Annotated in this window: 26 protein-coding genes; 20 read left to right on the plus strand and 6 right to left on the minus strand. The window is 54.8% G+C overall.

What is annotated here, in order from left to right:
- Position 1 precedes the first annotated feature (1 nt).
- Together EXW94_RS04050 and EXW94_RS04055 are read left to right on the plus strand one after the other, a co-directional pair.
- Positions 2–763, plus strand: a complete 762-nt coding sequence (locus EXW94_RS04050; protein WP_174339545.1) for a DeoR/GlpR family DNA-binding transcription regulator — start codon at positions 2–4, stop codon at positions 761–763.
- 71 nt (positions 764–834) lie between these two features.
- Entirely contained in the window at positions 835–1,317 is a 483-nt protein-coding gene (locus EXW94_RS04055; RefSeq protein ID WP_108417477.1) for a GNAT family N-acetyltransferase, read from the plus strand.
- On the opposite strand, the gene EXW94_RS04060 is transcribed toward EXW94_RS04055, so the two are convergent.
- Positions 1,271–2,149, minus strand: coding sequence for a LysR family transcriptional regulator (locus EXW94_RS04060; RefSeq protein ID WP_010431127.1), 879 nt, complete (start codon positions 2,147–2,149; stop codon positions 1,271–1,273). The genes EXW94_RS04055 and EXW94_RS04060 overlap by 47 nt on opposite strands.
- A 99-nt stretch (positions 2,150–2,248) precedes the next feature.
- On the opposite strand from EXW94_RS04060, the gene sad reads away from it, so the two are divergent.
- The 9 genes from sad (at position 2,249) to EXW94_RS04105 (ending at position 12,198) form a co-directional block, all read left to right on the plus strand.
- Positions 2,249–3,637: a succinate-semialdehyde dehydrogenase gene (sad, locus tag EXW94_RS04065; protein ID WP_174339546.1), complete on the plus strand. Its 1,389-nt coding sequence runs from the start codon at positions 2,249–2,251 to the stop codon at positions 3,635–3,637.
- A 122-nt stretch (positions 3,638–3,759) separates the two neighbouring features.
- Positions 3,760–5,349, plus strand: a complete 1,590-nt coding sequence (locus EXW94_RS04070) for a methyl-accepting chemotaxis protein (protein ID WP_174339547.1) — start codon at positions 3,760–3,762, stop codon at positions 5,347–5,349.
- Between the two features lie 62 nt (positions 5,350–5,411).
- Positions 5,412–6,338, plus strand: a complete 927-nt coding sequence (gene glsB / locus EXW94_RS04075; RefSeq protein ID WP_010431130.1) for a glutaminase B — start codon at positions 5,412–5,414, stop codon at positions 6,336–6,338.
- Complete coding sequence (locus tag EXW94_RS04080) at positions 6,338–6,694, plus strand: DUF4186 domain-containing protein (protein WP_174339548.1); 357 nt, start codon at positions 6,338–6,340, stop codon at positions 6,692–6,694. Before glsB ends, EXW94_RS04080 begins: the two co-directional genes overlap by 1 nt.
- A gap of 204 nt (positions 6,695–6,898) precedes the next feature.
- Entirely contained in the window at positions 6,899–7,891 is a 993-nt protein-coding gene (locus EXW94_RS04085; RefSeq protein ID WP_174339549.1) for a sensor domain-containing diguanylate cyclase, read from the plus strand.
- Positions 7,892–7,944: 53 nt separating this feature from the next.
- A complete protein-coding gene (locus tag EXW94_RS04090; RefSeq protein WP_126816501.1) occupies positions 7,945–8,910 on the plus strand; it encodes a sensor domain-containing diguanylate cyclase in 966 nt (321 codons plus the stop codon).
- 77 nt (positions 8,911–8,987) lie between these two features.
- Positions 8,988–9,515: a GNAT family N-acetyltransferase gene (locus EXW94_RS04095; RefSeq protein ID WP_174339550.1), complete on the plus strand. Its 528-nt coding sequence runs from the start codon at positions 8,988–8,990 to the stop codon at positions 9,513–9,515.
- 116 nt (positions 9,516–9,631) lie between these two features.
- Positions 9,632–11,083 (plus strand): tagaturonate reductase, encoded by a 1,452-nt coding sequence (locus EXW94_RS04100; protein WP_174339551.1) that lies wholly within the window; start codon positions 9,632–9,634, stop codon positions 11,081–11,083.
- Between the two features lie 200 nt (positions 11,084–11,283).
- A complete protein-coding gene (locus tag EXW94_RS04105; protein ID WP_108417468.1) occupies positions 11,284–12,198 on the plus strand; it encodes a bestrophin family protein in 915 nt (304 codons plus the stop codon).
- Here the strand turns inward: EXW94_RS04105 and EXW94_RS04110 are convergent.
- Positions 12,186–12,734 (minus strand): GNAT family N-acetyltransferase, encoded by a 549-nt coding sequence (locus EXW94_RS04110; RefSeq protein WP_174339552.1) that lies wholly within the window; start codon positions 12,732–12,734, stop codon positions 12,186–12,188. The genes EXW94_RS04105 and EXW94_RS04110 overlap by 13 nt on opposite strands.
- A gap of 101 nt (positions 12,735–12,835) precedes the next feature.
- Here EXW94_RS04110 and EXW94_RS04115 point away from each other — a divergent pair, with 101 nt between their 5' ends.
- From EXW94_RS04115 to EXW94_RS04145, 7 genes are all read left to right on the plus strand, one after another.
- A complete protein-coding gene (locus EXW94_RS04115; protein WP_148400693.1) occupies positions 12,836–13,423 on the plus strand; it encodes a hypothetical protein in 588 nt (195 codons plus the stop codon).
- Positions 13,424–13,431: 8 nt separating this feature from the next.
- A complete protein-coding gene (locus EXW94_RS04120; RefSeq protein WP_174339553.1) occupies positions 13,432–13,902 on the plus strand; it encodes a GNAT family N-acetyltransferase in 471 nt (156 codons plus the stop codon).
- Between the two features lie 12 nt (positions 13,903–13,914).
- Positions 13,915–14,355 (plus strand): GNAT family N-acetyltransferase, encoded by a 441-nt coding sequence (locus EXW94_RS04125; protein WP_042718097.1) that lies wholly within the window; start codon positions 13,915–13,917, stop codon positions 14,353–14,355.
- A 145-nt stretch (positions 14,356–14,500) separates the two neighbouring features.
- Complete coding sequence (locus tag EXW94_RS04130) at positions 14,501–15,496, plus strand: alpha/beta fold hydrolase (RefSeq protein ID WP_174339554.1); 996 nt, start codon at positions 14,501–14,503, stop codon at positions 15,494–15,496.
- A 44-nt stretch (positions 15,497–15,540) separates the two neighbouring features.
- The gene (locus EXW94_RS04135) at positions 15,541–16,281 is read left to right on the plus strand and encodes a response regulator (protein ID WP_042718094.1); all 741 of its coding nucleotides are present in this window, start codon (positions 15,541–15,543) and stop codon (positions 16,279–16,281) included.
- Complete coding sequence (locus tag EXW94_RS04140) at positions 16,278–17,573, plus strand: HAMP domain-containing sensor histidine kinase (RefSeq protein ID WP_174339555.1); 1,296 nt, start codon at positions 16,278–16,280, stop codon at positions 17,571–17,573. The genes EXW94_RS04135 and EXW94_RS04140 overlap by 4 nt, the downstream gene beginning before the upstream one ends.
- 137 nt (positions 17,574–17,710) lie before the next feature.
- A complete protein-coding gene (locus tag EXW94_RS04145) occupies positions 17,711–18,901 on the plus strand; it encodes a cytochrome c biogenesis protein/redoxin (protein WP_174339556.1) in 1,191 nt (396 codons plus the stop codon).
- Between the two features lie 8 nt (positions 18,902–18,909).
- Here EXW94_RS04145 and tam read toward each other — a convergent pair whose 3' ends face one another.
- Together tam and EXW94_RS04155 are read right to left on the minus strand one after the other, a co-directional pair.
- Positions 18,910–19,668: a trans-aconitate 2-methyltransferase gene (tam, locus tag EXW94_RS04150; RefSeq protein WP_174339557.1), complete on the minus strand. Its 759-nt coding sequence runs from the start codon at positions 19,666–19,668 to the stop codon at positions 18,910–18,912.
- 83 nt (positions 19,669–19,751) lie between these two features.
- Positions 19,752–20,336 carry a GDP-mannose pyrophosphatase gene (locus tag EXW94_RS04155; protein WP_174339558.1) on the minus strand — a complete coding sequence of 195 codons (585 nt, stop codon included), beginning with the start codon at positions 20,334–20,336 and terminating at the stop codon, positions 19,752–19,754.
- An 86-nt stretch (positions 20,337–20,422) separates the two neighbouring features.
- On the opposite strand from EXW94_RS04155, the gene EXW94_RS04160 reads away from it, so the two are divergent.
- Both EXW94_RS04160 and EXW94_RS04165 read left to right on the plus strand, forming a co-directional pair.
- Positions 20,423–21,196, plus strand: coding sequence for a DeoR/GlpR family DNA-binding transcription regulator (locus tag EXW94_RS04160; protein WP_174339559.1), 774 nt, complete (start codon positions 20,423–20,425; stop codon positions 21,194–21,196).
- 100 nt (positions 21,197–21,296) lie between these two features.
- Positions 21,297–22,589, plus strand: coding sequence for a glycoside hydrolase family 28 protein (locus EXW94_RS04165; protein WP_174339560.1), 1,293 nt, complete (start codon positions 21,297–21,299; stop codon positions 22,587–22,589).
- Between the two features lie 11 nt (positions 22,590–22,600).
- Here EXW94_RS04165 and EXW94_RS04170 read toward each other — a convergent pair whose 3' ends face one another.
- Positions 22,601–22,963 (minus strand): DUF4406 domain-containing protein, encoded by a 363-nt coding sequence (locus EXW94_RS04170; RefSeq protein WP_126816516.1) that lies wholly within the window; start codon positions 22,961–22,963, stop codon positions 22,601–22,603.
- A gap of 132 nt (positions 22,964–23,095) precedes the next feature.
- The gene (locus tag EXW94_RS04175) at positions 23,096–23,476 is read right to left on the minus strand and encodes a VOC family protein (RefSeq protein ID WP_126816517.1); all 381 of its coding nucleotides are present in this window, start codon (positions 23,474–23,476) and stop codon (positions 23,096–23,098) included.
- Between the last annotated feature and the right edge of the window lie 293 nt (positions 23,477–23,769).

Raw genomic sequence — 23,769 nt, forward strand, 5'->3', positions numbered from 1 at the left:
TATGAAGGGATATAACCGGTTAGAGCAGATAATGGATTACCTGAAAGGGCATAATCTGGTGACGGTGGATCAGCTGGTGGCAATCACGGATGCCTCACCGGCGACCATCCGCCGCGACCTGATTAAGCTCGACCAGGAGGGCGTCATTAGCCGCACCCACGGCGGCGTTACCCTTAACCGGTTTATTCCTTCCCAGCCCACGACGCACGAAAAAATGCAGCGGAGTCTGGCGGAGAAACATGCAATTGCCAGTGTGGCGGCCAGCTTTGTTAAGGCGGGAGATGCCGTCGTGCTGGATGCGGGCACAACGATGATTGAACTCGCGCGTCAACTGACGCACCTTCCGCTGCGCGTCATTACCAGCGACCTGCATATTGCGCTGTTTCTCTCAGAATTCAGGCAAATCGAAGTGACGATTATTGGTGGCCGTATCGACGATTCGAGCCAGTCGTGCATCGGTGAACACGGGCGTCGCTTGCTGCAAAACGTATGGCCGGACGTGGCTTTCGTCAGCTGTAACGGCTGGGATATAACCCGAGGGATCACCTCGCCAACGGAAGAGAAGGCGGCATTAAAACGCGATTTGATCGCCAACGCTAAGCGCCGCGTACTGCTGGCAGACAGTTCAAAGTACGGCGCCTGGTCGCTGTTTAACGTGGCACATCTGCATACTCTGACGGATATCGTCACGGACAGCAGGCTGGATGAGACGACACAGGCCGAGCTGAGGGCGCTTGATGTCCAACTGACGCTGGCGTCATGACATAAGTTAATACTATGTAGCCCCCTGGCAGGTCTGCGCTATGTTAAAAGAAAAATAGCAAGGAGCCTGCCATGTATTCCATCACCTCTGAGTCTGCCCGTCATCCCGACATCCTTAATCTGATCGCGGCCCTTGACCGCTATCAGAGCGAACTTTACCCCGCCGAAAGCAACCACCTGCTCGATTTGGCTAATCTGCCGGACGCGGCGCTGATTTTAATGATTATTCGCGACCAGCAGCTCAATGCCGTAGGGTGTGGCGCCGTGGTGCTGAACGGCGACGGTACGGGGGAGATGAAGCGGGTGTATATCGACCCGACGCACCGTGGACAACATCTTGGGGAAAAGCTTCTGGCCGCCCTTGAGGATGAAGCCCTGAGCCGGGAATGCCATACCGTCCGGCTCGAGACGGGGATCAAACAGCATGCCGCTATCCGTCTGTATCAGCAGTGCGGATACGAACTGCGTCCGGCGTTTGCCCCGTACGTCGAAGACCCGCTGAGCCTGTTTATGGAGAAGGCGCTGGTGGTTGACGTTCGTTTAGCAGCGCTATAAAGGCTTCAAGCTGACGGGTCATTGCCCCGCGTCGCCACACCAGCCAGGTGGTGAGCCAGCGCCAGTTTTCCACCAGCGGCCACGCTGCAACCTGATGGTGCCCCGGCATGCTCTCCAGCATGGATCGGGGCATTAATGCGATGCCGGCCCCGGCAATCACGCAGGCGAGCATGCCGTGATACGACTCCATCTCATGAATCCGCCCCGGCGTGGCTCTGTCGGCGTGAAACCAGCTTTCCAGATGTCGGCGATAGGAGCAGTTCGCGCGAAAAGCGTAAACATCGCTGCCGCTGACCTGGGTGGCTTTTGAGACTTCAGCATGCCCGGCGGGCGTCACCAGCATCATCTCTTCCCGATAAACCGGCATCCCTTCCAGCTCCGGATGGGATAGCGGCCCGTCGACAAATGCGGCGCTCAGGGTACCTTCCAGTACCCCATCAATCATCGTCCCGGATGGACCGGTGGACAGTGCAAACTGAATGCGCGGATAGCGCTGGTTAAACTGCGCCAGACTCTCCGGGATGCGCACGGCGGCGGTGCTCTCCAGCGCGCCGAGGGCAAACAGCCCCTGCGGTTCGTCTCCGGCCACGACCATTCGCGCCTCGTCAACCAGCGCCAGGATCTGCCTGCTGTAGCGCAGAAAATTATGCCCGGCTGGCGATAAGCGCAAACGCTGGTTCTCGCGGATAAACAGCTCCACGCCGAGATCCGCTTCAAGCTGGCGGATGCGGGTGGTCAGGTTCGACGGCACGCGATGCACCTTCTGCGCCGCCTGGGTGATGCTGCCGGTTAGCGCGACGGCGTTAAACATTTCAAGCTGAGTTAAGTCCATAGCATTCTCGATTCGTGAATAAGGTGGTCAGTATTATTCATTTTTAAGAAATAGCAGAGTGGGCCACAATGAATCAACTGTTATTGCGAGGAGAACATCATGACCCTTTCATCTGCTACTCATGCACGCTCTGTTAACCCGGCGACGGGCGAAACCCTGGCCACGTATCCCTGGGCGACGGCCGACGATGTAGAACGCGCTATTGCTCAGGCCGATGCGGGCTATCGCCTTTGGCGTCGCGAAAGCGTTTCCCACCGCGCGCAGAAGCTGCGCGATCTGGGCGCGGCTTTGCGTAACCGGGGTGAAGAGATGGCGCGGATGATGTCCCGCGAAATGGGCAAACCCATTCTGCAGGCGCGCGGCGAGGTGGCTAAATCTGCCAGCCTGTGCGACTGGTATGCCGAACATGGCCCGGCAATGCTGAATGCTGAACCCACGCTGGTCGAGGATCACAACGCGGTCATCGAGTACCGTCCGCTGGGACCGATTCTGGCGGTAATGCCGTGGAACTTCCCGCTCTGGCAGGTGCTGCGCGGCGCGGTTCCCATTCTGCTGGCGGGGAACAGCTACCTGCTGAAGCACGCCCCGAACGTGCTCGGCTCCGCCGAGCTGATTGCGCAGATTTTTGCCGACGCCGGTTTTCCTCAGGGCGTGTTTGGCTGGGTAAACGCCACCAACGACGGCGTCAGCCAGGCCATTAACGACCGCCGTATCGCTGCGATTACCGTCACCGGCAGCGTGCGTGCCGGGGCGGCGATTGGCGCTCAGGCGGGTGCGGCACTCAAAAAATGCGTGCTGGAGCTGGGCGGTTCCGACCCCTTTATCGTCCTGAACGATGCCGATCTGGATCTGGCGGTGAAAGCCGCAGTGGCGGGGCGTTATCAAAATACCGGACAGGTTTGCGCGGCGGCGAAGCGTTTTATCGTGGAACAGGGGGTGGCTGATGCCTTTACCCAACGCTTTGTCGACGCGGTTGCGGCGCTGAAGATGGGCTCGCCGGAGACGGAAGAGAACTATCTTGGCCCGATGGCGCGCTTCGATCTGCGTGATGAACTGGATCAGCAGGTGCAGGCCACCCTGGCAGAAGGGGCGACCCTGCTGCTGGGCGGAGAGAAACTGGCTGGTGAGGGTAACTACTACGCGCCAACCGTGCTCGGCAATGTCAACCCGAACATGACCGCGTTCCGCCAGGAGCTGTTTGGCCCGGTGGCGGCGATTACGATCGCCAGGGATGCGGAGCATGCTTTAGCGCTGGCTAACGACAGTGACTTTGGTCTGTCTGCCACGGTCTTTACCGCAAACGACGCGCTGGCGGAGACATTCTCTCGCGAGCTGGAGTGCGGCGGGGTGTTTATCAATGGCTACAGCGCAAGCGATGCCCGGGTGGCGTTTGGCGGCGTGAAGAAGAGCGGCTTCGGTCGTGAGCTTTCACATTTTGGTTTGCACGAGTTCTGTAACGTACAGACGGTCTGGAAGGATCGCGTGTAATTTATCGCCCATCTGTGATTTCGGCCCTCATTATGAGGGCTGTTGTCATTTATCTGCAATGGTTCTGTCATTTTCGTTTCGTAGACTCGCTCGCGTCTAACGTATTGTTACAGAAGAAAATTATGAACCTAACGCAAATTTTTCGCCGTATTGCGCAGCGCGTCATCCCCCGTCAATTTGGTCTGCTGGCCGGCATTTTTTGTATTATTGGGCTTTTCTCCGCACTGCAACTCTCCTCCACGCTTCTGCTCACCGCCTCTCTGAAAGAAGCCCAGCGCAACGAACAGCATAACCAGCTGGCGTATCAGCAGCAGGGCAAGCTGGATCAGGCGCGCGTTTCCCTGCTGGCCGCAAGCGATTTGCTTAACCGCTCCGGCGTCTGGTTTATGCAGGATAAGGAGACCGGCTCGGAAGGGAGCTGGCACAGTCTGATGGACGAGGCGCAAAAGGCGCTGGACGACTCTCATCAGGCATGGACGGCGTGGCTGGCACTCCATCCGGCGAAAGACGAGGCGCTGGTGAAGAGCTACCAGCTTTTCTACGGTGCCATTAAAGAGCAGGCGGAAGGGCTGATTAAAACGAACGCCATTGATGCCTTTTTTGCTGTTCCCGCGCAGGCGTTTCAGACCGACTTTAATGATAACTATGCGCGTTACCAGCAGCTGAGCGAGAAACAGGCCCTGCAAGGGCGGCAGACGCTGGTGTCGCAGCTTTCAGGCCTGCAAACGCTATTCCTGTTTGCGCCCGTCGTTCTGCTGGTGATTGCCATTCTGGTCTGGTTCGGGATGGCAAAGTGGGTTATTACGCCGCTGCGTCGGTTGATTGCACATATCAACCAGCTTTCTGCGGGCGATCTGTCCGGTACACCGCCAGCTGTAGCCTGCTTCAACCGGGAGATGGGTCAGCTCAGCGGCAGTGTTAATACCCTGCAGCATGGGCTACAGCAGCTGGTATCGCAGGTCAGCCACGCCACGACCTCGATGGTCGAGAACATTGGCTCCCTGGCACAGGGGAATCAGAAGCTGTATCAGCAGTCTGTACGTCAGGCGAAAGAGCTTGAGGATGTCACGGCGAATATCGCCGCGCTGGAAACGCATGTTGAAGGCAACACCGGCTATGCGAAACTTGCCAGCGCCCGCGCAGATGAGGCGCGTCAGGCTGCGGCAGGCGGCGACCAGATGATGTCTACGGTAAATGCCTCCATGCAGGCGATCGTTGACCGATCCTCTGAGATGCGCGGGATCGTAGCGATGATCGACAGCGTGGCGTTCCAGACCAATATTCTTGCCCTGAACGCGGCCATTGAAGCGGCACATGCGGGCAATCAGGGACGCGGCTTTGCCGTGGTCGCCCGCGAGGTGGGACTGCTGGCCCGCAAAAGCAGTCATTCTACCCAGACCATTCAGGCGCTGATCAATCACTCTTTGCAGGGGATTCATGATGGCTCAAAAGCGGTTAACCGGCTGGAAGATAACCTGCAGCAGGTTATCGGGCTGGTGGCGAATTTAAGCAGCCTGCTGAATGACATCTCAGACGCCACGCTGAGCCAGGGGGTGAGTATTCATCAGATGACTCGCCAGCTTCACGCCCTGAATCAGGTATCGCGGCAGACGGATGCGCTGGTGTCTGACGCGTCGGATGCCTCTGCGCGTTTGCATCAGGAGTCCGATAATTTGCTGGAAGCCGTCTCGCGTTTTCGTCTTCCCGCCTGACGCAATATATAAGCCTCTGTTATACTCGCAGCCCGTTTTAGCCTGAGGGCAAGGAGCAAAGTGTGGCTGCGGTTATCCATAATGAGATGCTGGACGAAATTCTGGCGCAGGTCCGACCGTTAATCGGAAAGGGGAAGGTTGCCGACTATATTCCGGCGCTGGCCTCGGTCAGCGGTAATAAGCTGGGTATCGCCATATGCACGGTAGACGGACAGCGTTTCCAGGCCGGTGATGCGACCGAGCGATTCTCGATTCAGTCCATCTCAAAGGTGCTGAGCCTGGTGGCGGCAATGCGTCAGTATGAAGAAGACGAGCTCTGGCAACGTGTGGGTAAAGATCCCTCCGGTCAGCCGTTTAACTCGCTGCTGCAGCTTGAAATGGAACAGGGTAAACCGCGTAATCCTTTTATCAATGCCGGGGCGCTGGTGGTGTGCGATATGCTGCAAAGCCGCCTCAGCGCGCCTCGCCAGCGAATGCTCGAAATCGTGCGCCAGCTTTCTGGCGTGCAGAGCATTGCCTACGATCCGGTGGTCGCGCGCTCGGAGTTTGAACACTCGGCACGCAATGCGGCGATAGCCTGGCTGATGAAATCCTTTGGCAATTTCCACAACGATGTTGCGACGGTTCTGCAAAACTACTTCCATTACTGTGCGCTTGAAATGAACTGTGTTGAACTGGCGCAAACGTTCCTGTTCCTTGCGCATCAGGGGCATGCACCGCATCTCGATCAGGAAGTGGTGTCGCCGATGCAGGCCCGTCAGGTGAACGCCCTGATGGCAACCAGCGGGATGTACCAGAATGCCGGTGAGTTCGCCTGGCGTGTCGGCTTACCGGCAAAATCCGGCGTGGGCGGCGGGGTTGTGGCCATCGTTCCCCACGAGATGGCGATTGCCGTCTGGAGTCCGGAACTCGATGAAACGGGAAATTCACTGGCAGGTGTGGCGGTACTGGAACGACTGACCCAACGGTTGGGGCGCTCGGTTTACTGATGTCGAACCTGGATCCGTTATTTGCGCGCCTGTCGCGTTCGACGTTTCGGTCGCGCTTTCGACTGGGGCCGAAAGAGCGGCAATACTGCTGGGAAAAAGGGGCTGAGACCATCGATCGCCATGCGGCGGATTTTGTTGCTCAGCGCCTTGCCCCGGCCCATCCCGCGAATGACGGTAAGCAAACGCCGATGCGTGGACATCCGGTGTTTATTGCTCAGCACGCCACTGCCACGTGCTGTCGTGGCTGCCTGGCAAAATGGCACAGCATTCCGCAGGACGTCGAGCTTACGGCGCAGCAGCAGCACTATATCGTCACCGTGATCCATCACTGGCTGGTCATACAAATGAATGGCTGACGCAGACGTAGGATTATCGTGTTGTATATCTCCATACCGGGAGAAAGCGGCCTTGATATATATGATTAAAAGATAAATTGCTTGCTAGGTATTTTTAAGCTCAATAAGATACCGCAAGAAACATATCGGAAAAATCTTAGTATGAATGCCACTGACAAACTTAGTCCCAAGCCTCGCTTACCCGGTCGTCGGTTTGTCAAACGTATGTATCTCATGCGTTTACTCGGCACATTTCTCTGTTTTATTCCTGTCCTGTCCGTATTGATTGAACACCATCGCTCGGTCTGGCTGATGATCCTGCTAGGGGCGAATGCCTTTATTTGGCCAACGGTGGCCTGGCTGCGGGCGCGTCGTTCACCGACGCCCCTGGCAACCGAGCACCAGCACCTCGTGCTGGATGCAGGTGCCGGGGGCTTTTGGATCGCGATGATGGCGGTTAATCCGCTTACGTCGGTCGTGATTGCGACCATTTTGCTTTCGGACAGGCTTTCTGCAGGCGGTATTACGCTGCTGAAAAAGGCCGCCGCTCTGATGCTAGGCGTATTCCTGGTGACCTGGCTGACGCAGGGGATGGAGGTAGATGGGTTTGTTTCCCAGCGGACAATGTTTGCCACCTTACCGCTGATCGCCATCTACCTGCTGGCCATGAGCATGCTGACTGACAGTATTGCGCAGCGCTTACGGATAAAAAGCCGCGAGCTGGAACGGATCGCCATGATGGATCCGCTGCTGGATATCGCCAACCGTCGTCTGCTGGAAAAACGTATCGATCATGAACTGAATAAACTTCGTCAGACGTGCCGTGAATCTGCTTTGATGTTTATTGATATCGACAACTTTAAAGAGGTAAATGACCGCTTTGGCCATAAGGTGGGCGACGCGATGCTGGCGACGGTATCGAAGATCCTGCATCTGGCCACGCGCCCTACAGATACCCCAGCGCGTCTGGGGGGGGACGAATTTGTCATTTTGCTCCCGGATACCAGCGTGGATGAGGCCCAGATTGTGGCTACCCGCATTATGGACGCGGCGGCAGTAATGAAGGATGTGGCGCAAGAGGCCGTGCATTGCACCCTCAGTATCGGTATCGCCTGCGCAACGCGAGATACAAGCAGCGTGGCCGACTGGCTGCAGGCCGCCGATAGTGCCCTTTACCATGCCAAGCGTGAAGGCAAGAACAGAATATTCGCACACTGACAATGTCTCTGTTTAAGCTACGCTTTTAATAACGCAAAGCGTCAGGAGACGTTATGAAAGCACCTGTAACCCCCGCTAATGAAACAGAACGCCTGAACTCGCTGCGCGAGTCTGGCCTTCTTGAGATCGACAATTCCGTGGCATTTGACCGGCTGACGCGTCTGGCTAAACGTTTTTTCCAGGTGCCGCTGGCGATGGTCAATCTCATTGATGAACATTCACTTATTGTGAAATCCGCCGACGGACAGGCACCTGACACCGTTCCGCGCAATATCTCTTTTTGTGGTCACACGATCCTCAGCGAAGCGCCGCTGGTGGTGAGTGATATGCTTCAGGACGACCGTTTTGCCGATAATCCGCTGGTGGCAGGGGACCCAAGAGTTCGCTTCTACGCGGGTTTTCCGCTGCGCTTGCGTGACGGGGCGAGCGTTGGGTCTCTGTGCCTAATCGATTTCGCGCCACGTGAATTTTCCGCGGCGGATCTCGCCGTACTCGGGGACCTGGGCGCGCTGGCGGAAGATGAATTTGCCGCAGTCAGCGCGGCAACCACCGACGAACTCACCGGTTTATACAATCGCCGCGGCTTTAACCAGTTTGTTCGTTTCACCCTCTCTGTCGCCAGACGTCGGGCGGAGCCGCTAACCCTGGGATGGCTGGATCTCGATCGTTTTAAAGAGATCAACGATCGTTACGGCCACGAGGAGGGCGACAAGGCATTGAAAGCGATGGCTTCCCTCATGCAGGCCTCTTTCCGCGAGGCCGATCTGCTGGTTCGCTTTGGCGGTGACGAATTCGCGGTGCTGTTTGCCGATACGGATGAGCAGGGTGCCTGGATCGCCATGCAGTATTTGATCGAACAGGTAGAGAGCTATAACGCGCGTCAACTGCACCCCTGGTCGCTGCATTTCTCCTGGGGCTTGAGTGAGTTCGACCATAACAGCAACGATATTCAGCAGTGGCTTAAAAATGCCGATCGGAAAATGTACTCCATGAAACAGCAGAGACATACTGAGAGATAACGAAATCCTATGTAGTAGGTTATTGCGTTACGGAAATGTTAATAGCAATCTGGAGAGATTCATTAAAAGGACAAAACATGAACTCTCCACTGCATATTAAAACCCTCTCCCGGGACGACATTCTGTCCCACATCGATGCGCTGGCCGATATCCTCGAAAACTGTGTTAACGGCGGCGCATCCGTCAGCTTTATGCTGCCTTTTAGTCACGACAAAGCGCGCACGTTCTGGCATGGGATTGCTGATAGCGTTGGCCGTCATGAGCGTACCGTACTGGCGTGCGTTGATGAGCAGGACGGCATTATTGGAACGGTACAGCTCATCACCGATCAGCCGGAAAATCAGCCGCACCGCGCGGATGTCGCAAAACTGCTGGTTCACGAAAAGGCCCGCCGTAAAGGGGCGGCAATGGCGCTGATGGAGACCCTTGAGGTGATTGCGCGCGAAAAAGGGCTGTCGGTTCTGGTACTGGATACCTCCACCGGTAGCGGCGCGGAGAGCTTTTACCAGCGGGCGGGCTGGCAAAAAGTGGGGGAGATCCCGCGCTATGCCCTGATGCCAGACGGTGCGATGACCGCGACATCCGTTTTCTATAAATTCTTATGATTATTTTTCACAATTGCCTGATGAGTTGATCCAAACAGGGGTTCTGGTCTGAAAGGTTTGATAAGTTATTACACCAATCATATCAGGCTGTATGACTAATCGAAAAGGACCCCAATGTGAACACACTCAACCGACGTGATTTCCCCGGTGCTCTCTACCCTGAACGTATCATTCAGTTTGGCGAAGGAAACTTCTTACGTGCGTTCGTTGACTGGCAAATCGACCTGTTAAACGAGCATACCGATCTTAATGCCGGTGTGGTTATTGTTCGCCCGATCCAGAGCGATTTCCCGCCATCGCTCAGCACCCAGGATGGTTTGTACACCACCATCATTCGGGGTCTGAATGAGAAGGGCGAGGCGGTAAGCGATGCGCGTCTTATCCGCTCCGTTAACCGTGAAATCAGCGTCTACGATCACTATGATGAGTTTTTGACGCTGGCCCACAACCCCGATATGCGTTTTGTCTTCTCGAACACCACGGAAGCCGGTATCAGCTATCACGCCGCTGACAAATTCGACGATGCCCCGGCGGTAAGCTATCCGGCGAAACTGACGCGACTGCTGTTTGAGCGCTTTAGCCACTTTAACGGCGCAGCGGACAAAGGCTGGATTATCATTCCGTGCGAGCTTATCGACTACAACGGTGAAGCACTACGCGAACTTGTGCTGCGCTATGCGCAGGAGTGGGCGTTGCCGCAGGCGTTTATCCAGTGGCTGAACGACGCCAATAGCTTCTGTTCTACGCTGGTTGACCGTATCGTTACCGGTTATCCGCGTGACGAAGTGGCATCGCTGGAAGCTCAGCTTGGCTATCACGATGGATTTATCGATACCGCTGAACATTTCTATTTGTTCGTGATTCAGGGGCCAAAATCACTTGCCGCCGAGCTGCGTCTGGATAAATTCCCGCTGAACGTGCTCATCGTTGATGACATTAAGCCGTACAAAGAGCGCAAAGTGGCTATCCTGAACGGGGCGCACACCGCGCTGGTACCGGTAGCCTTCCTGGCTGGTCTGGATACGGTTGGTGACGCGATGAACGATGCAGAGATTTGTGCGTTCGTCGAAAAAGCGATTTATGAGGAAATTATTCCTGTGTTGGATTTGCCGCGCGAAGAGCTGGAGTCATTCGCCAGTGCGGTGACGGGCCGTTTCCGTAACCCTTACATCAAGCACCAGCTGCTGTCGATTGCCCTGAACGGGATGACCAAATACCGCACGCGCATCCTGCCGCAGCTGCTGGCGGGGCAGCAGGCGACGGGTCAATTACCCGCGCGTCTGACATTTGCGCTGGCCGCGTTGATTGCGTTTTACCGGGGTGAACGTCATGGCGAACGCTACCCGGTACAGGATGATGCGCACTGGTTGACCCGCTATCAGCAACTCTGGGCACAGCACCACGATAAGCAGATCGATACCCGTTCACTGGTGGAAGCGGTGCTGAGTGAAAGCAATCACTGGGAGCAGGATTTGACGCAGGTGAAGGGATTGGTAGAACAGGTTACGTTGGATCTTGATGCCGTCCTTCATCAGGGGATGCGTGAAGCAGTAAAAACACTTTGCTAAACGGTTACCCGGCTTCGGTCGGGTATTTTAACGATCTTTTTTAGTTACAACATACTATTTACTGCGTTTTTAAAAAACGGCTTCAACTCCGTGCGGTTTAGGCTTACCAGTGGAGAAAAAGCAATGTTCCATTAACATGCTTGCAACCGTGAGGGGGATCACGTTTAATAGCCTCGCTCTTTTCCTTTCTGACACTGACTATGATTGTTCGTCCTAAACAGCACTGGCTACAACTGATATTTGTCTGGCACGGTTCGGTTCTGCCGAAAATCTACACCCGCTTGTTGCTCAACTTCCTGCTTTCCATCGCCGTCATCCTGATGCTGCCGTGGTATACCTCGCTTGGCATCAAATTTACCGTCGCACCGTTTAGCATTCTTGGCGTGGCGATCGCGATCTTTCTCGGTTTCAGAAACAACGCCTGTTATTCGCGCTACGTTGAGGCTCGCCAGCTCTGGGGGCAACTGATGATAGCGGCGCGCTCGCTGTTTCGCGAGGTAAAAAACACCTTACCCGACGATAAACATCTGGGTGAGTTTGTGCGCCTGCAAATTGCCTTTGCCAACTGTTTACGCATGACGCTGCGCCGGGAAACAAACGCGGAACAGCTTTCACCTTATCTGGCGGCAGAGGATTTACGTAAAGTGATGGACGCCAACTCTCCGGCGAACCGTATTCTACTGATCATGGGGGAGTGGCTTGCCGTACGGCGTCGTAACGGGCAGCTGTCAGATATCCTGTTCCACAGTCTGAATAACCGTCTGAACGATATGTCGATTGTCCTGTCCGGCTGCGAGCGCATTGCGACAACACCGGTGCCGTTTGCGTACACCCTGATTTTGCATCGCACGGTGTATCTGTTCTGCATCATGCTGCCGTTTGCACTGGTTGTGGATCTGCACTACATGACGCCGTTCGTCTCCGCGTTGATTTCCTATACCTTTATCTCGCTGGATACGCTGGCGGAAGAGCTCGAAGATCCGTTTGGCACCGAAGATAACGATCTGCCGCTGGACGCCATCTGCAACATGATGGAACGCGATCTGCTGCAGATGAACGACGAAGAGAACATTCCGGAAAGGTTGTTCCCGGATAAATACTATCAGCTGACCTGACGGGCATTCCACTCGTCACGGGTGATCTCCCATAACTCGGAAACCAGCATTCCGCTGACGTAGGCTTTCTTTTCCGTTCTGATTAACCGCATGCCGCTGCTGTCTGAAATACGTCGGGAGCGGCTATTAGCGGCAGCCTTCGGAGCGCGTAAAACGGGTTTGTTGAGCGTGTTAAACCAATAATCCGTCGCGGCAATGCTGGCCTCGCGCATAAACCCTTTCCCCTGAAACTCCGGCGCCAGCCAGAACCCTCGGTTGTTATCCTCGACGTCGTAGAGGCAGATAATTCCCATGAGCCGATCCGGCGCTTCACGATGCCGGATACTCCAGAACCAGGCAATCCCTTTTTCCATATCCGGCAGTGCCACGTTGTTGACATAGCTTTCCGCACCGTTTTCCGGGTAGGGCCAGGGCACCGAAGAAACCATATAGCGTACGATTTCCCAGCGCGGATACAGCTGTTGAATCTGGACGGCATCTTCAGCAACCAGCGGTTTCAGCAGCAGGCGTTCTGTCGTAAGCGTCGGTATCGTCATCTGCGAATCTCCATATTTAAGCGTTATGCTTTTGTTTGCGTTCTGGTATTTTCATCACTATCACATTCTAATGAGTTGTGCTTTTCGCTGGCGGTATTCTGATGAGATTTCTGAGTTTTTTAACCGGACGTGTATTCCAGGATCTCCTGCAGCATGGCAAAGAGATAGAGGAAGCTATTGCTCGTCGTGATACCCGTCTTTTGAATCATTCCACTCCCGAGCTGGAACGGTATTTTTCTCGTCCTCTCGACGAGCTTCCGCGTCAAAACCCGTACCCGATAGCGGCGCTGTTACCTCTGTTTTTAGTGGCATTTGCGTTAAATCTTCTACCTTTTCTCCACACGTTGCAGGGGTTGTCGCCTTTACATCATGCACTGAGTTTTTTCGTACCATCATTGATAATCCTTGTCACGCTCATTGTTAGTAGCGTGCTTCTTGCCCGAGGGGTGACGTCAGGTTTGCTGGGCGTTATGGCATTGTTCATCATCCTACTGGTCATGACCCTCGTTCAGGCGCTACATCTCCTGTTTTCTCATGGCGGAAGCCTTTGGCCAATAGTCATCGCATGCTTCGCCCTGTTACTTTGCCGGGTGGTGATGAATAGCAGAGGTTTTGTGCTGTTTACCCTCTATTGTCGCACTCAGCGTCTTGCCAGACTGGCACGTGAAATCCGGTTAAAAAGCCGTTAAGGGGAGGTATGACGTTACGAAAAGCTAAACCGCAGGAAGCCGAAATACTCTGGGATATTCGCAATCAGGCGATCCGTCACGGCTGTAAAACCAGTTACGACGCGGATGTGATTGCTCGCTGGACGCCCGACCTTATGCCCGAACACTATCGAAAAATGGTCATAGATTACCCCTTTTATGTAGTGGAAGATGAAAAGGGTGACATCGCGGCGACGGGTTATCTCGATCTTGATACGCATAGCCTGGAGGCGATATTCACCTTACCTTCAGCATCAGGTAAAGGAATGGCGACACGGATCGTCGAGGCACTGATCAACGAAGCCCGCAGACGTGGAATTACGCGCTTGCTGCTCGATTCGACGCCAAACGCCCGGTCGTTTTATCATAAGCTCGGTTTTGTCACGCTGGGCGAAAAGCATCATCACTCGCGTATGGCGGGTGCTGATTTACGCTGTTTTGAAATGGCAATCACGTTGTAATGTGAGGAACACATGGCTGTCACGGTAAGATCGTTACGCGCAGATGACTATTCCCAGTGGCGACCGCTGTGGGATGGCTATACCCATTTTTATGATTGCTACCTCGACGAATCTGTTACCGCATCGACATGGGAAAGGGCGCTCTCAGATAACTCACCCCTATTTTGCCGGGTTGTAGAGAAGGATGAACAGGTTATCGGTTTCGCGATGTGTATTCTGCATGAAGGCACCTGGTCGACAGCACCCATCTGCTACCTGGAAGATCTGTTTGTGAATGCTGCAGAGCGCGGGGCGGGAGCAGGAAAGGCGCTGATAGATGCCTTGATTGCGGAAGGCCAGCGCGAAGGGTGGTCAAAACTGTATTGGGTCACCCGGGAGAGCAACCCGGCGCGTAAACTCTATGATAAATATGGTGAGGCTGACGATTACGTCCGATACCGCATAACCCTTTAACGTCAAATCGCCTGTGTTTGTATCACACTGTATCAGCGTCCCGGATACATACACAGGCTTGCAATAAACCCGCTTTCGCACATATCCGCTATACAGTGACATGTTGTTATATCCCCGTGAAATGTACACAACCGGAGATATCAATATGTTTAGCAAACTCGCTTACTCGACTCTTGCATTGACCGTTTCTCTTGGCACCGTCATGTCCTGCCAGGCGGAAGCCAAAGGCAACGACTTCGCCTCGGCATTTGATCACCCTCAGCAGATTAACGCAGGCGATCTCAACGTCGGCTATGTCGACATCGGACCGAAAACCGGCCAGCCGGTGATTTTGTTACACGGCTGGCCCTACGATATTCATAGCTATGCGGAAGTGGCGCCCGCACTCGCGGCAAAAGGCTATCGTGTTATCGTGCCTTCACTGCGCGGATACGGCACCACGCGGTTTATCTCGGATAAAACACCGCGTAACGGTCAGCCTTCCGCCATGGCGAAAGACGTTGTTAACCTGATGGACGCGCTGAATATTAAGCAGGCCGTTTTCGCGGGTTACGACTGGGGGGCCCGCACGGCGGATATCGTCGCCGCTTTATGGCCAGAGCGCGTTAAATCGCTGGTCTCAGTGAGCGGTTATCTGATCGGTAGCCAGGCCTTAGGCAAACAGCCCTTGCCGCCGAAAGCCGAGGTTCAGTGGTGGTATCAGTTCTACTTCGCAACCGAACGCGGCGCGGAAGGCTATGCTAAAAATACCCATGATTTCGCGCGTCTGATCTGGACCCAGGCTTCGCCGGACTGGAAATTCAGCGAGGCCACATTTAACGCCAGCGCCAAATCGCTTGATAACCCAGACCACGTTGCCGTAACGCTCAGCAATTACCGCTGGCGTTTAGGCCTGGAGAAAGGGGAGCATAAATACGACCGCTACGAGCAGAAACTGGCAACGCTGCCGAACATCACCGTGCCTACGATCACCATTGAGGGCGGTAATAACGGCGCGCCGCATCCTGCACCCGCGGCCTATGCCAGCAAATTTACCGGAAAATATGAGCACCGAACCTTTGGTGCCACCGTCGGGCACAATCCTCCCCAGGAAGATCCGCAGGATTTCGTTAAAGCGGTCGTCGACGCTGACGCGCTTTAAAATGTGCTATTTTCAATCCGTTACCCTTCATTCTGGAGCTTGCGGTGGAGCATATTGATCATATCCTTGTCGTCGATGACGACAGGGATATTCGTGAACTGATTGTCGCTTATCTCATTAAATCCGGCTATCACGCCTCCGGCGCGGCGAACGGGAAAGAGATGCATGCGGCGCTTAATAAACAGCACGTCGACCTGGTTGTGCTGGATGTGATGATGCCGGGCGAAGACGGTCTGACGCTGTGTCGACAGCTGCGCAGCAGCAAGCATAAAGATTTGCCGATACTGATGCTGACGGCCCGCAACGAGGAGACGGACCGGATCCTGGGGCTGGAAATGGGCGCCGACGATTACGTGGTTAAACCCTTTGTTGCCCGCGAGCTTCTGGCACGCATCAAAGCCATTATGCGTCGTTTTCGCACGATGCCGCCCAATTTGCAGGTCACCGAAGCAGGGCGGTTGGTTGAGTTTGGCGACTGGCAGCTCGACACCGTTGCTCGTCATCTTATCGACCCGGAAGGCACGATCGTGGCGCTTAGCGGTGCGGAATATCGCCTGCTGCGCGTTTTCCTTGACCATCCCCAACGCGTTTTGACGCGCGACCAGCTGCTGAACCTGACTCAGGGGCGAGATGCCGAACTGTTTGAACGTTCGATCGATCTGTTGGTGAGCCGCGTCCGCCAGCGTCTGAATGAAGATGCGCGAACGCCGGCCTACATTAAAACCGTTCGTAGTGAAGGCTACGTTTTCACCATGCCGGTGACCATTAAGGAGGTTAATGAATGAGCCTCTGGCCGCGATCGCTGCTGACCCGGCTGCTGATTATTGTGCTGGTTGGGCTGCTACTGGCAAATGCGCTCAGCCTGACGCTGGTTATGGTGGAGCGCATGCGCAGCGCCCGCACGGTGATGTTGGGTAACCTGGAATATGATGTTGCTACCAGTGTCGCCATTCTTGACCGTCTTCCGGCGAATGAACGTCCGGCCTGGCTGGCGCGGCTTGACCGGGGAAATTACCGCTATATTCTTGGGCCGGGCGAACCGGGCGCGGCCCCGCAGGACAAGCGGTCGCAAGATGCTGTGCGCACCCTCAAAGAGACGCTTTCTGCAGACTACCCCCTTTATTTTACGGCCGTTGCCGGGCCGGTGTCGCACATTCAGGCGCATATCACCTTAAGCGACGGTGCGCCGCTTACGATTGATCTCATCCCCCGCATGCCGCCGGTCGCCAGCTGGCTACCCGTGGTGCTGATTTTACAACTGCTGCTTTTGGCCACCTGTTCGTGGGTTGCCGTGCGTCAGGTGGTGCGGCCATTCTCGCAGTTTACTCGCGCGGTCGACTCCCTTGACCCGTCATCACATGCCGCCATGTCCGAGCAGGGGCCGATCGAGGTGCAGCGCGCCGCGCATGCCTTTAACGCCATGCAGTCCCGCATTCAGGCTTACCTCCGCGAGCGCGGGCAGATCCTGGCGTCCATTTCACACGATTTGCAGACCCCGATAACACGTATGAAGCTGCGCGTTGAAATGGCCGAACAACCTGAACTGCGTGACAAGCTGCTTAACGACCTCGACAGCATGTCGCGTTTGGTTCGGGAGGGTATTGCCTATGCCCGCTCATCAGAAATTCTGGAAGAAGCCACGGTGAAGATGGAGTTAAACGCCTGGATAAACACCCTTGCCAGTGATTATCAGGACATCGGTAAGAACGTGCAGTTTCAGGCAAGCGACGAAAGGCTGCCCATCGTCACTCGCCCCCAGGCGCTGCGGCGGGTAATGACCAATTTGTTGGACAATGCGCTTAAATTCGGTGATTACGCCGAGATTGAAATTGAGCCTCAGGCAGAACAGGTTGTTATCCATATCAAAGACGGCGGGCCGGGAATTCCTGATGCCGAACTTGATGCGGTATTACAGCCTTTTTATCGTATTGAAACGTCCCGTAACCGCGATACGGGAGGTACCGGGCTTGGCCTTGCCATCGCGGCGCAGCTCACCGCGCAGCTGGACGGGAAACTTCGCCTGGCGAATCGCACCGAAGGGGGACTGGAGGTTTCCGTCGCGCTGCCGCGCCGTTGATTGTACGGCTTTGTATCTGCGTTCCGTACGGATACGGTGGCAGAGAAATCGCGCAGATTTGCACATCATCTGAACACATCAGTACGTTGAAATAACCTCACTGCAGCTACGCAGCCAATCTGTTATGTGAGGTCGTTATGTTTCTGATTATCGCTTTTTTAGGCGGGATGATTAGCCTGCTGAGCCCCTGTACGCTCCCCGTTATTCCGCTGCTGTTTGCTGGCTTTCAGGGGCAGCGGCGACACGTCGCGGCGCTTCTCGCGGGCATGGTTGTGATGTTCACCCTGGTGGCCCTGGCCGTCACGGCTGCCAGCGAGTGGATCGTGCAAGCCACCCTGGTAGGGCGCTGGATTGCACTCATGATTTTGGCTACCACAGCCCTTGCGCTGATTTTCCCGCAGATTGCTCAGCGTATTGCCACACCCGCGGTCCATATCGGCAATGTGCTGAATACCCGAAGCGGACAAACGCGTGGGATGTCTGCCGCATTTCTGGCCGGGCTCGCGGTCGGCCTGCTTTGGTCTCCCTGCGCGGGCCCCATTCTTGGCGCGATCTTCAGCATCAATATCGCGGGTCACTCGCCCCTTACCACCGGCACGCTGCTCATCGCCTACGGTAGCGGATGCGCGCTGATGCTGGGATTGCTTGTTGCCGGAGGCCGTAAGTTGATTCAGCCGTTAAGGGCGAAATCGGCGCTCATGGGTCGACTGCGTCAGGCGGCAGGTGCTGTGATGTTGGCCGCGGTGGCATTCAACGTCACGGGGATGACGTCGGCCTTAAAAGGGGCAAATGGCATCGCCGATCGGCTCGAAAACTCACTGTTAAACCTGGCAAAACCGTCGACCTCAACCGTGAAATTGCAGCCGGTGGTGGACAGCGCGCCGAGCAGTGAATTACCGTCATTGAGCGGCGGCACCGGATGGCTAAATGGTGACCCTGTCACGTCTGAGTCACTACGAGGGAAGGTGGTTCTGATCGATTTCTGGACTTGGGACTGCATTAACTGCCAGCATACGCTTCCCCGCGTTCGGGACTGGGCCAACAAATACCAGTCTCAGGGACTCGTGGTGATTGGCGTTCACACGCCAGAATATCCATGGGAAAAACCGCTTTCGTCCGTAAAAAATGCGGTCAATAAATGGCAACTCCCGTACCGAGTGGTGGCGGATAATCAGTATCAAATCTGGAACAGATTTGGAAACCAGTACTGGCCCGCGCATTACTTCTTTGATGCGAAAGGACAGCTACGCTATACCTCATTCGGCGAGGGTAACTACGACAAACAGGAGCAGGTCATTCAACAGCTTCTGAAAGAAGCCCGCTCCTGAACGCCACCTCAGGGTTGACGCTGAGCGACGATGAAAAGCCGTGGAAACGCCAGCAGTATCTGCCCATTCTCCTGGAGCGGATACTGCTCTTCCAGCAGTTCCTGATAGCGCTTCAGGTAGGTTTTTCGCTCGCTTTCGTTGAAATCCTGCAGCCACGGACGCAATCCCGTGGCGCTGACCCAGTCAATAATGGCCTGGTGCGAGCTCATCTTGTGGAAATAGGTTGTCCGCCAGATATCCACCTCGCACCCGGCCTCCGTCAAAATATCATAGTAGGCATGCACGCCGGGCAGCGGCTCACGGCCACGGTCGGGATACCCTTGTTCGTAAGCCACTTCGCGCATTGAAACATGCGTAGGTTCAAGCCAGTTGTCGGGCATTTGAATCGCCAGCACGCCATTCAGGCGAAGCAGCGAAACCAGATGCGGCAGCAGATCGTAATGGTCCGGGATCCACTGCAAAGAGGCGTTGGCGTAGATCACATCGAGCGGCTGGTGTGGTGTGTACTGGCGAATGTCTGCCTCGACAAAGTGACATTCAGGCAGCGCGCTGCGCGCTTCCTCCAGCATGGCGGGAGAGTTATCCACCCCTGTTATGTGTGCCGATGGCCAGCGCTGCTTCAGCAATGCGGTACTGTTGCCCGGACCACACCCCAGATCAATGACGGTGGTCACCGCATCCAACGGAACACGCGCCAGAAGCTCGGCGGCAGGGCGCGTGCGTTCCGCGCTGTATTGCAGGTAGAGAGAAGGATTCCAGTCGGACATGTTCGCAGCTCCATTTCACGGGATTAAGGAAGAATAGCACAGACAAATACCCGCACAGCGGCAGGTATCTGACAACGCGATGTTTATAAGATCCCTTTCAGGGCGACGTGGTAAATCAGCATGATGGTTTTGCCGTCTACGATTTGGCCGGTCTCAATGCCGCGGAGCGCCTCGTCCAGCGTCACTTCAAGCACGTCGATATCTTCCCCCTCTGATTTGATTCCGCCACCTTTGCCGGTTTGATCCAGAGGGTGATATTCCGCCAGGTAGAAATAGAGTTTTTCCGTTACCGAGCCGGGGCTCATATAGGCTTCGAAAATTTTCTCTACGTGCGACACCGTAAACCCGGTCTCTTCTTCGGCTTCCGCTTTAATGCGGCTTTCAGGATCCATATTGTCGAGCAGCCCGGCGGCGGCTTCTATCAGATCGCCTTCATGGCCGTTGATAAAGACCGGAAAGCGGAACTGGCGGGTGAGGATGATCGTTTTTTTGTCGCGATTGTAGAGCAGTATGGTGGCTCCGTTGCCCCGGTCGTACACTTCTCGGCTTTGGCGCTGCCACTCGCCATCGCGGCGTCGTTTATCAAAGGTAAATTTTTTCAGTATGTACCAGTTATCAGATAGGGTTTCGCTCTCGATAATGCGGATATCTGCGCGTTTTGATTGCACGTTCGGCTCTCCTTACGTAGAGTTAAGATCATAAACAGCACTATCGTGCACCCTCAAGATAAAACATGCAACATCAGGAAAGTCCGATGCTCACCAGTCAGCGAAAACAATTGATTCTGGAAAAACTCGAAGCGGAAGGTCAGGTACAGTCGACGGCACTCAGCGTCCATTTTTCAGTATCTGAAGACACCATCCGGCGCGATCTCCGCGAGCTGGCGGCAGAAGGGCGTTTGCAGCGCGTGCACGGCGGTGCGCTGCCGGCATCGTCGGCGGTAGTTCCTTTTGCCGAGCGTAAAACCGTGAAAATGGATGCGAAGAAAAACGTTGCCCGAAAGGGCGCTCAGCTTATTTCGGCAGGACAAGTGGTGATTATCGACGGTGGCACGACTACCGCTGAGTTAATCACGTTTTTGCCCTCAGACCTGCAGATTACCGTCGTCACGCATAGCCCGAGTATTGCGCTGGGTCTGGTCGAGCACCCTTTGATTGACGTTATCCTGATCGGCGGACGTCTGTACAAGCACTCGATTGTCACCGTAGGTGCGGCAGCTATCGAAGGCATTGGGAACATACATGCGGATCTGTTCTTTATGGGGGTAACGGGCATTCACCCGGAGGCAGGGCTGACGACCGGCGATTTCGAGGAGGCATGCATCAAACGTGCATTTTCCGGCAGAGCCGCGGAGACCATTGTGCTGGCTTCTCCTGAAAAAATTAATACCGCCTCGTCATTTGCGATTGGCGAGGTGTCGCTGGCGAATACGATGGTTGTGGAAGATGGCACGGATCGGGCCTGGATAAATGCGATAACAGAGAAGGGCGTGACGATCGTTAAAACCGCTGATCGGACACATGAATAACCGTTTTTCTGCCAGCTTTTTGGTCAGGCTGTCCTTGCGGTAAAGGTTATTGATTAAGCGAGTTCTTATACTGCTGATTTTCAACAGTATAAGGGCTTCCATGGCAGACATTTCAGTTTTAACGTTCGGGGCAGATCCGAGTGCTGAACGTATTTCAACGACGGCTATCCAGCAGGCTATTGCGAAAGCGAAGCCTGGCGACAGCGTGGTGATCCCTGCAGGCCGTTATCTTACCGGCGCCATTTTTCTTAAAAGCGACATCACGCTGCATCTGGCGCAAGGTGCGGTGCTTTTAGGCAGCCAGCACCTGGACGATTACCCCTTAATCGACACTCGGGTTGCCGGCATTGATATGCGGTGGCCAGCAGGCATGATCAACGTGATTAACGCGCGGAACGTAAGCCTCACCGGAACGGGTACCCTCGACGGGCAAGGGCGGATCTGGTGGCAGCGATTCTGGGGAGATGATGAACACGGCGGCATGGTTGGGGACTACAGCGCCAGCGGTTTACGCTGGGTGGTGGACTATGATTGCCAGCGGCCACGCAATGTTCTGGTGTATGAAAGTAAGAATATCCTGCTCAAGGATTTCACCAGCTGCGAGTCCGGTTTCTGGAATGTTCACCTTTGTTATTCCCGCGATGTTGCAGTCGAGAACCTGAGTATCATTAATTCTGCGGGACCAAGCACCGATGGAATCGACATTGATTCTTGCGAACAGGTTCGAATTGAGCGCTGTACGGTTTCCTGCAATGACGACAATATCTGCATTAAGGCGGGCCGCGGGCGCGAGGCCGCGCAAAAAGCCCGTACGGCCAGGGACATTGTCATTCGCGAATGCGTGTTGAACAAGGGATCCGGCATTACCCTGGGCAGTGAAACCTCCGGCGGGATCGAGCACGTACTGATCGAAAACAACCGTTTTAACGGCACGGGGGTTGGGTTTCGCATTAAGTCAGCCCGCAATCGCGGCGGGTTTATCCGCCACGTCACGGTGCGGAATTTGCAGCTCCAGAATGTGCGTTTCCCCGTACTTATCCAACTGAACTGGTTCCCGCAGTACAGCTACGGTGATAGTGGCAACCTGAAGGATAAGCCTGAGCACTGGCGCAAACTGGCTGACGGGATAGAAGGAGAGGCGGGTCTGACTAAAGTGAGCCACCTGACGCTTAGCAATATCACCGCGCGCCGTTCAGACAGCAACTTATTCTCTCGTGCGTTTTTTATCGAAGGCTATCCTGACCGTCCTGTCTGCGGGTTAACGCTGGACAATATTTCCGTCGATGCCACCGAGTTTGGTAAAGTATCGGGTGTTGAGGGGTTGCATTTCAATAATGTCCTGGTCACCGCGAATAAACTCACGCAGGACATCAATGATAGCTACGAGCGCTGATGGGGATTCCGTCAGGCCTGAGGAATGCTCTCTAAGCAGGTGTAGACCTGAAGACCACGCTTGCGCGCGACCTCAATATCCAAATCTGCACCTTTTGATGCACCTTCGATGCGATAAATCGCGTCGCATTTACCAATGAGGCGATGGGCAACGGGATAAAGCATCGCTTCACTGATTTCATCATGCAACGAGGTTGACCCTGCGGCCTTCGCCAGCGGCAGGGCGAGCCATTCACCAATGACCGGGATGTGCCCACGTTCGTACACCGCAAGCGCTGCGTTTTCTAATCTTGCCAGATTGGCATCGATACGTTCCTGAATACCATCCGTGCCGCTACGATAGGGTCCGGCGATTAAAATCAGCTGTTGAGTCATATCTACCTCTGTGAGTGATGATGCATGTTATTGCACGATAATTTCTGTTTTGCGATGAAATTAAACATAACAGGCATTATCATGCAAGATCAAGTGGAATCATGCATGCAGATCACCGAAGTCGCGGTAGTGTCAGTCCAATGAGCCGCTTTCAGGGGCATGACAAACCGCCTCGATATTATGACCATCGGGCGCAATGACAAACGCGGCATAATAATTTTTGCCGTAAGATCGTAATCCCGGCGCGCCGTTATCTTGCGCGCCCGTACGCAGCGCGGCATTGTAAAAGTCATCAACTTGCTGACGCGTTGTTGCGACAAAGGCGATATGTAATGGTGCTGGCTTATCATGTGTCTGATACAGGCAAAGTGAAACATCGCCGGAACTCATTTCGACACCGTAGTCTGGTGCGCCTTCATCGATAATGTTTACGCCAAGCGGCCGAAGGGCTTCGAGGAAGAAGGTTTTACTTTTTTCATAATCACTTACGCCAAATTTAACATGGTCAAACATTTGAGCCTCCAGTAAGTAGCGGTGAAATACGGAGTATAGAAGCGGAGCGTGATTATGGTGGATTCGATGCCTGGTAATGTGGGTTTGGGCACGTTCGTTGACGAGGACAAGGATGACCATGAAATGCTGGATTTTGCCTTAATCTATGTCGGTGCGCATAATGTATATTATGTTAAATTTAATATTATGGTCACATACCCACTCTCTACTTAAATGCCGAGTATTTAAATGTTTAAAGTCTTATCCCGTCGCCTGCAACACTGTAACGAGGTGGCTGCCAGTATCAGCAAAGC

The sequence above is a fragment of the Enterobacter sp. JMULE2 genome, assembly GCF_013337145.1.
Lineage (GTDB): Bacteria > Pseudomonadota > Gammaproteobacteria > Enterobacterales > Enterobacteriaceae > Enterobacter > Enterobacter mori.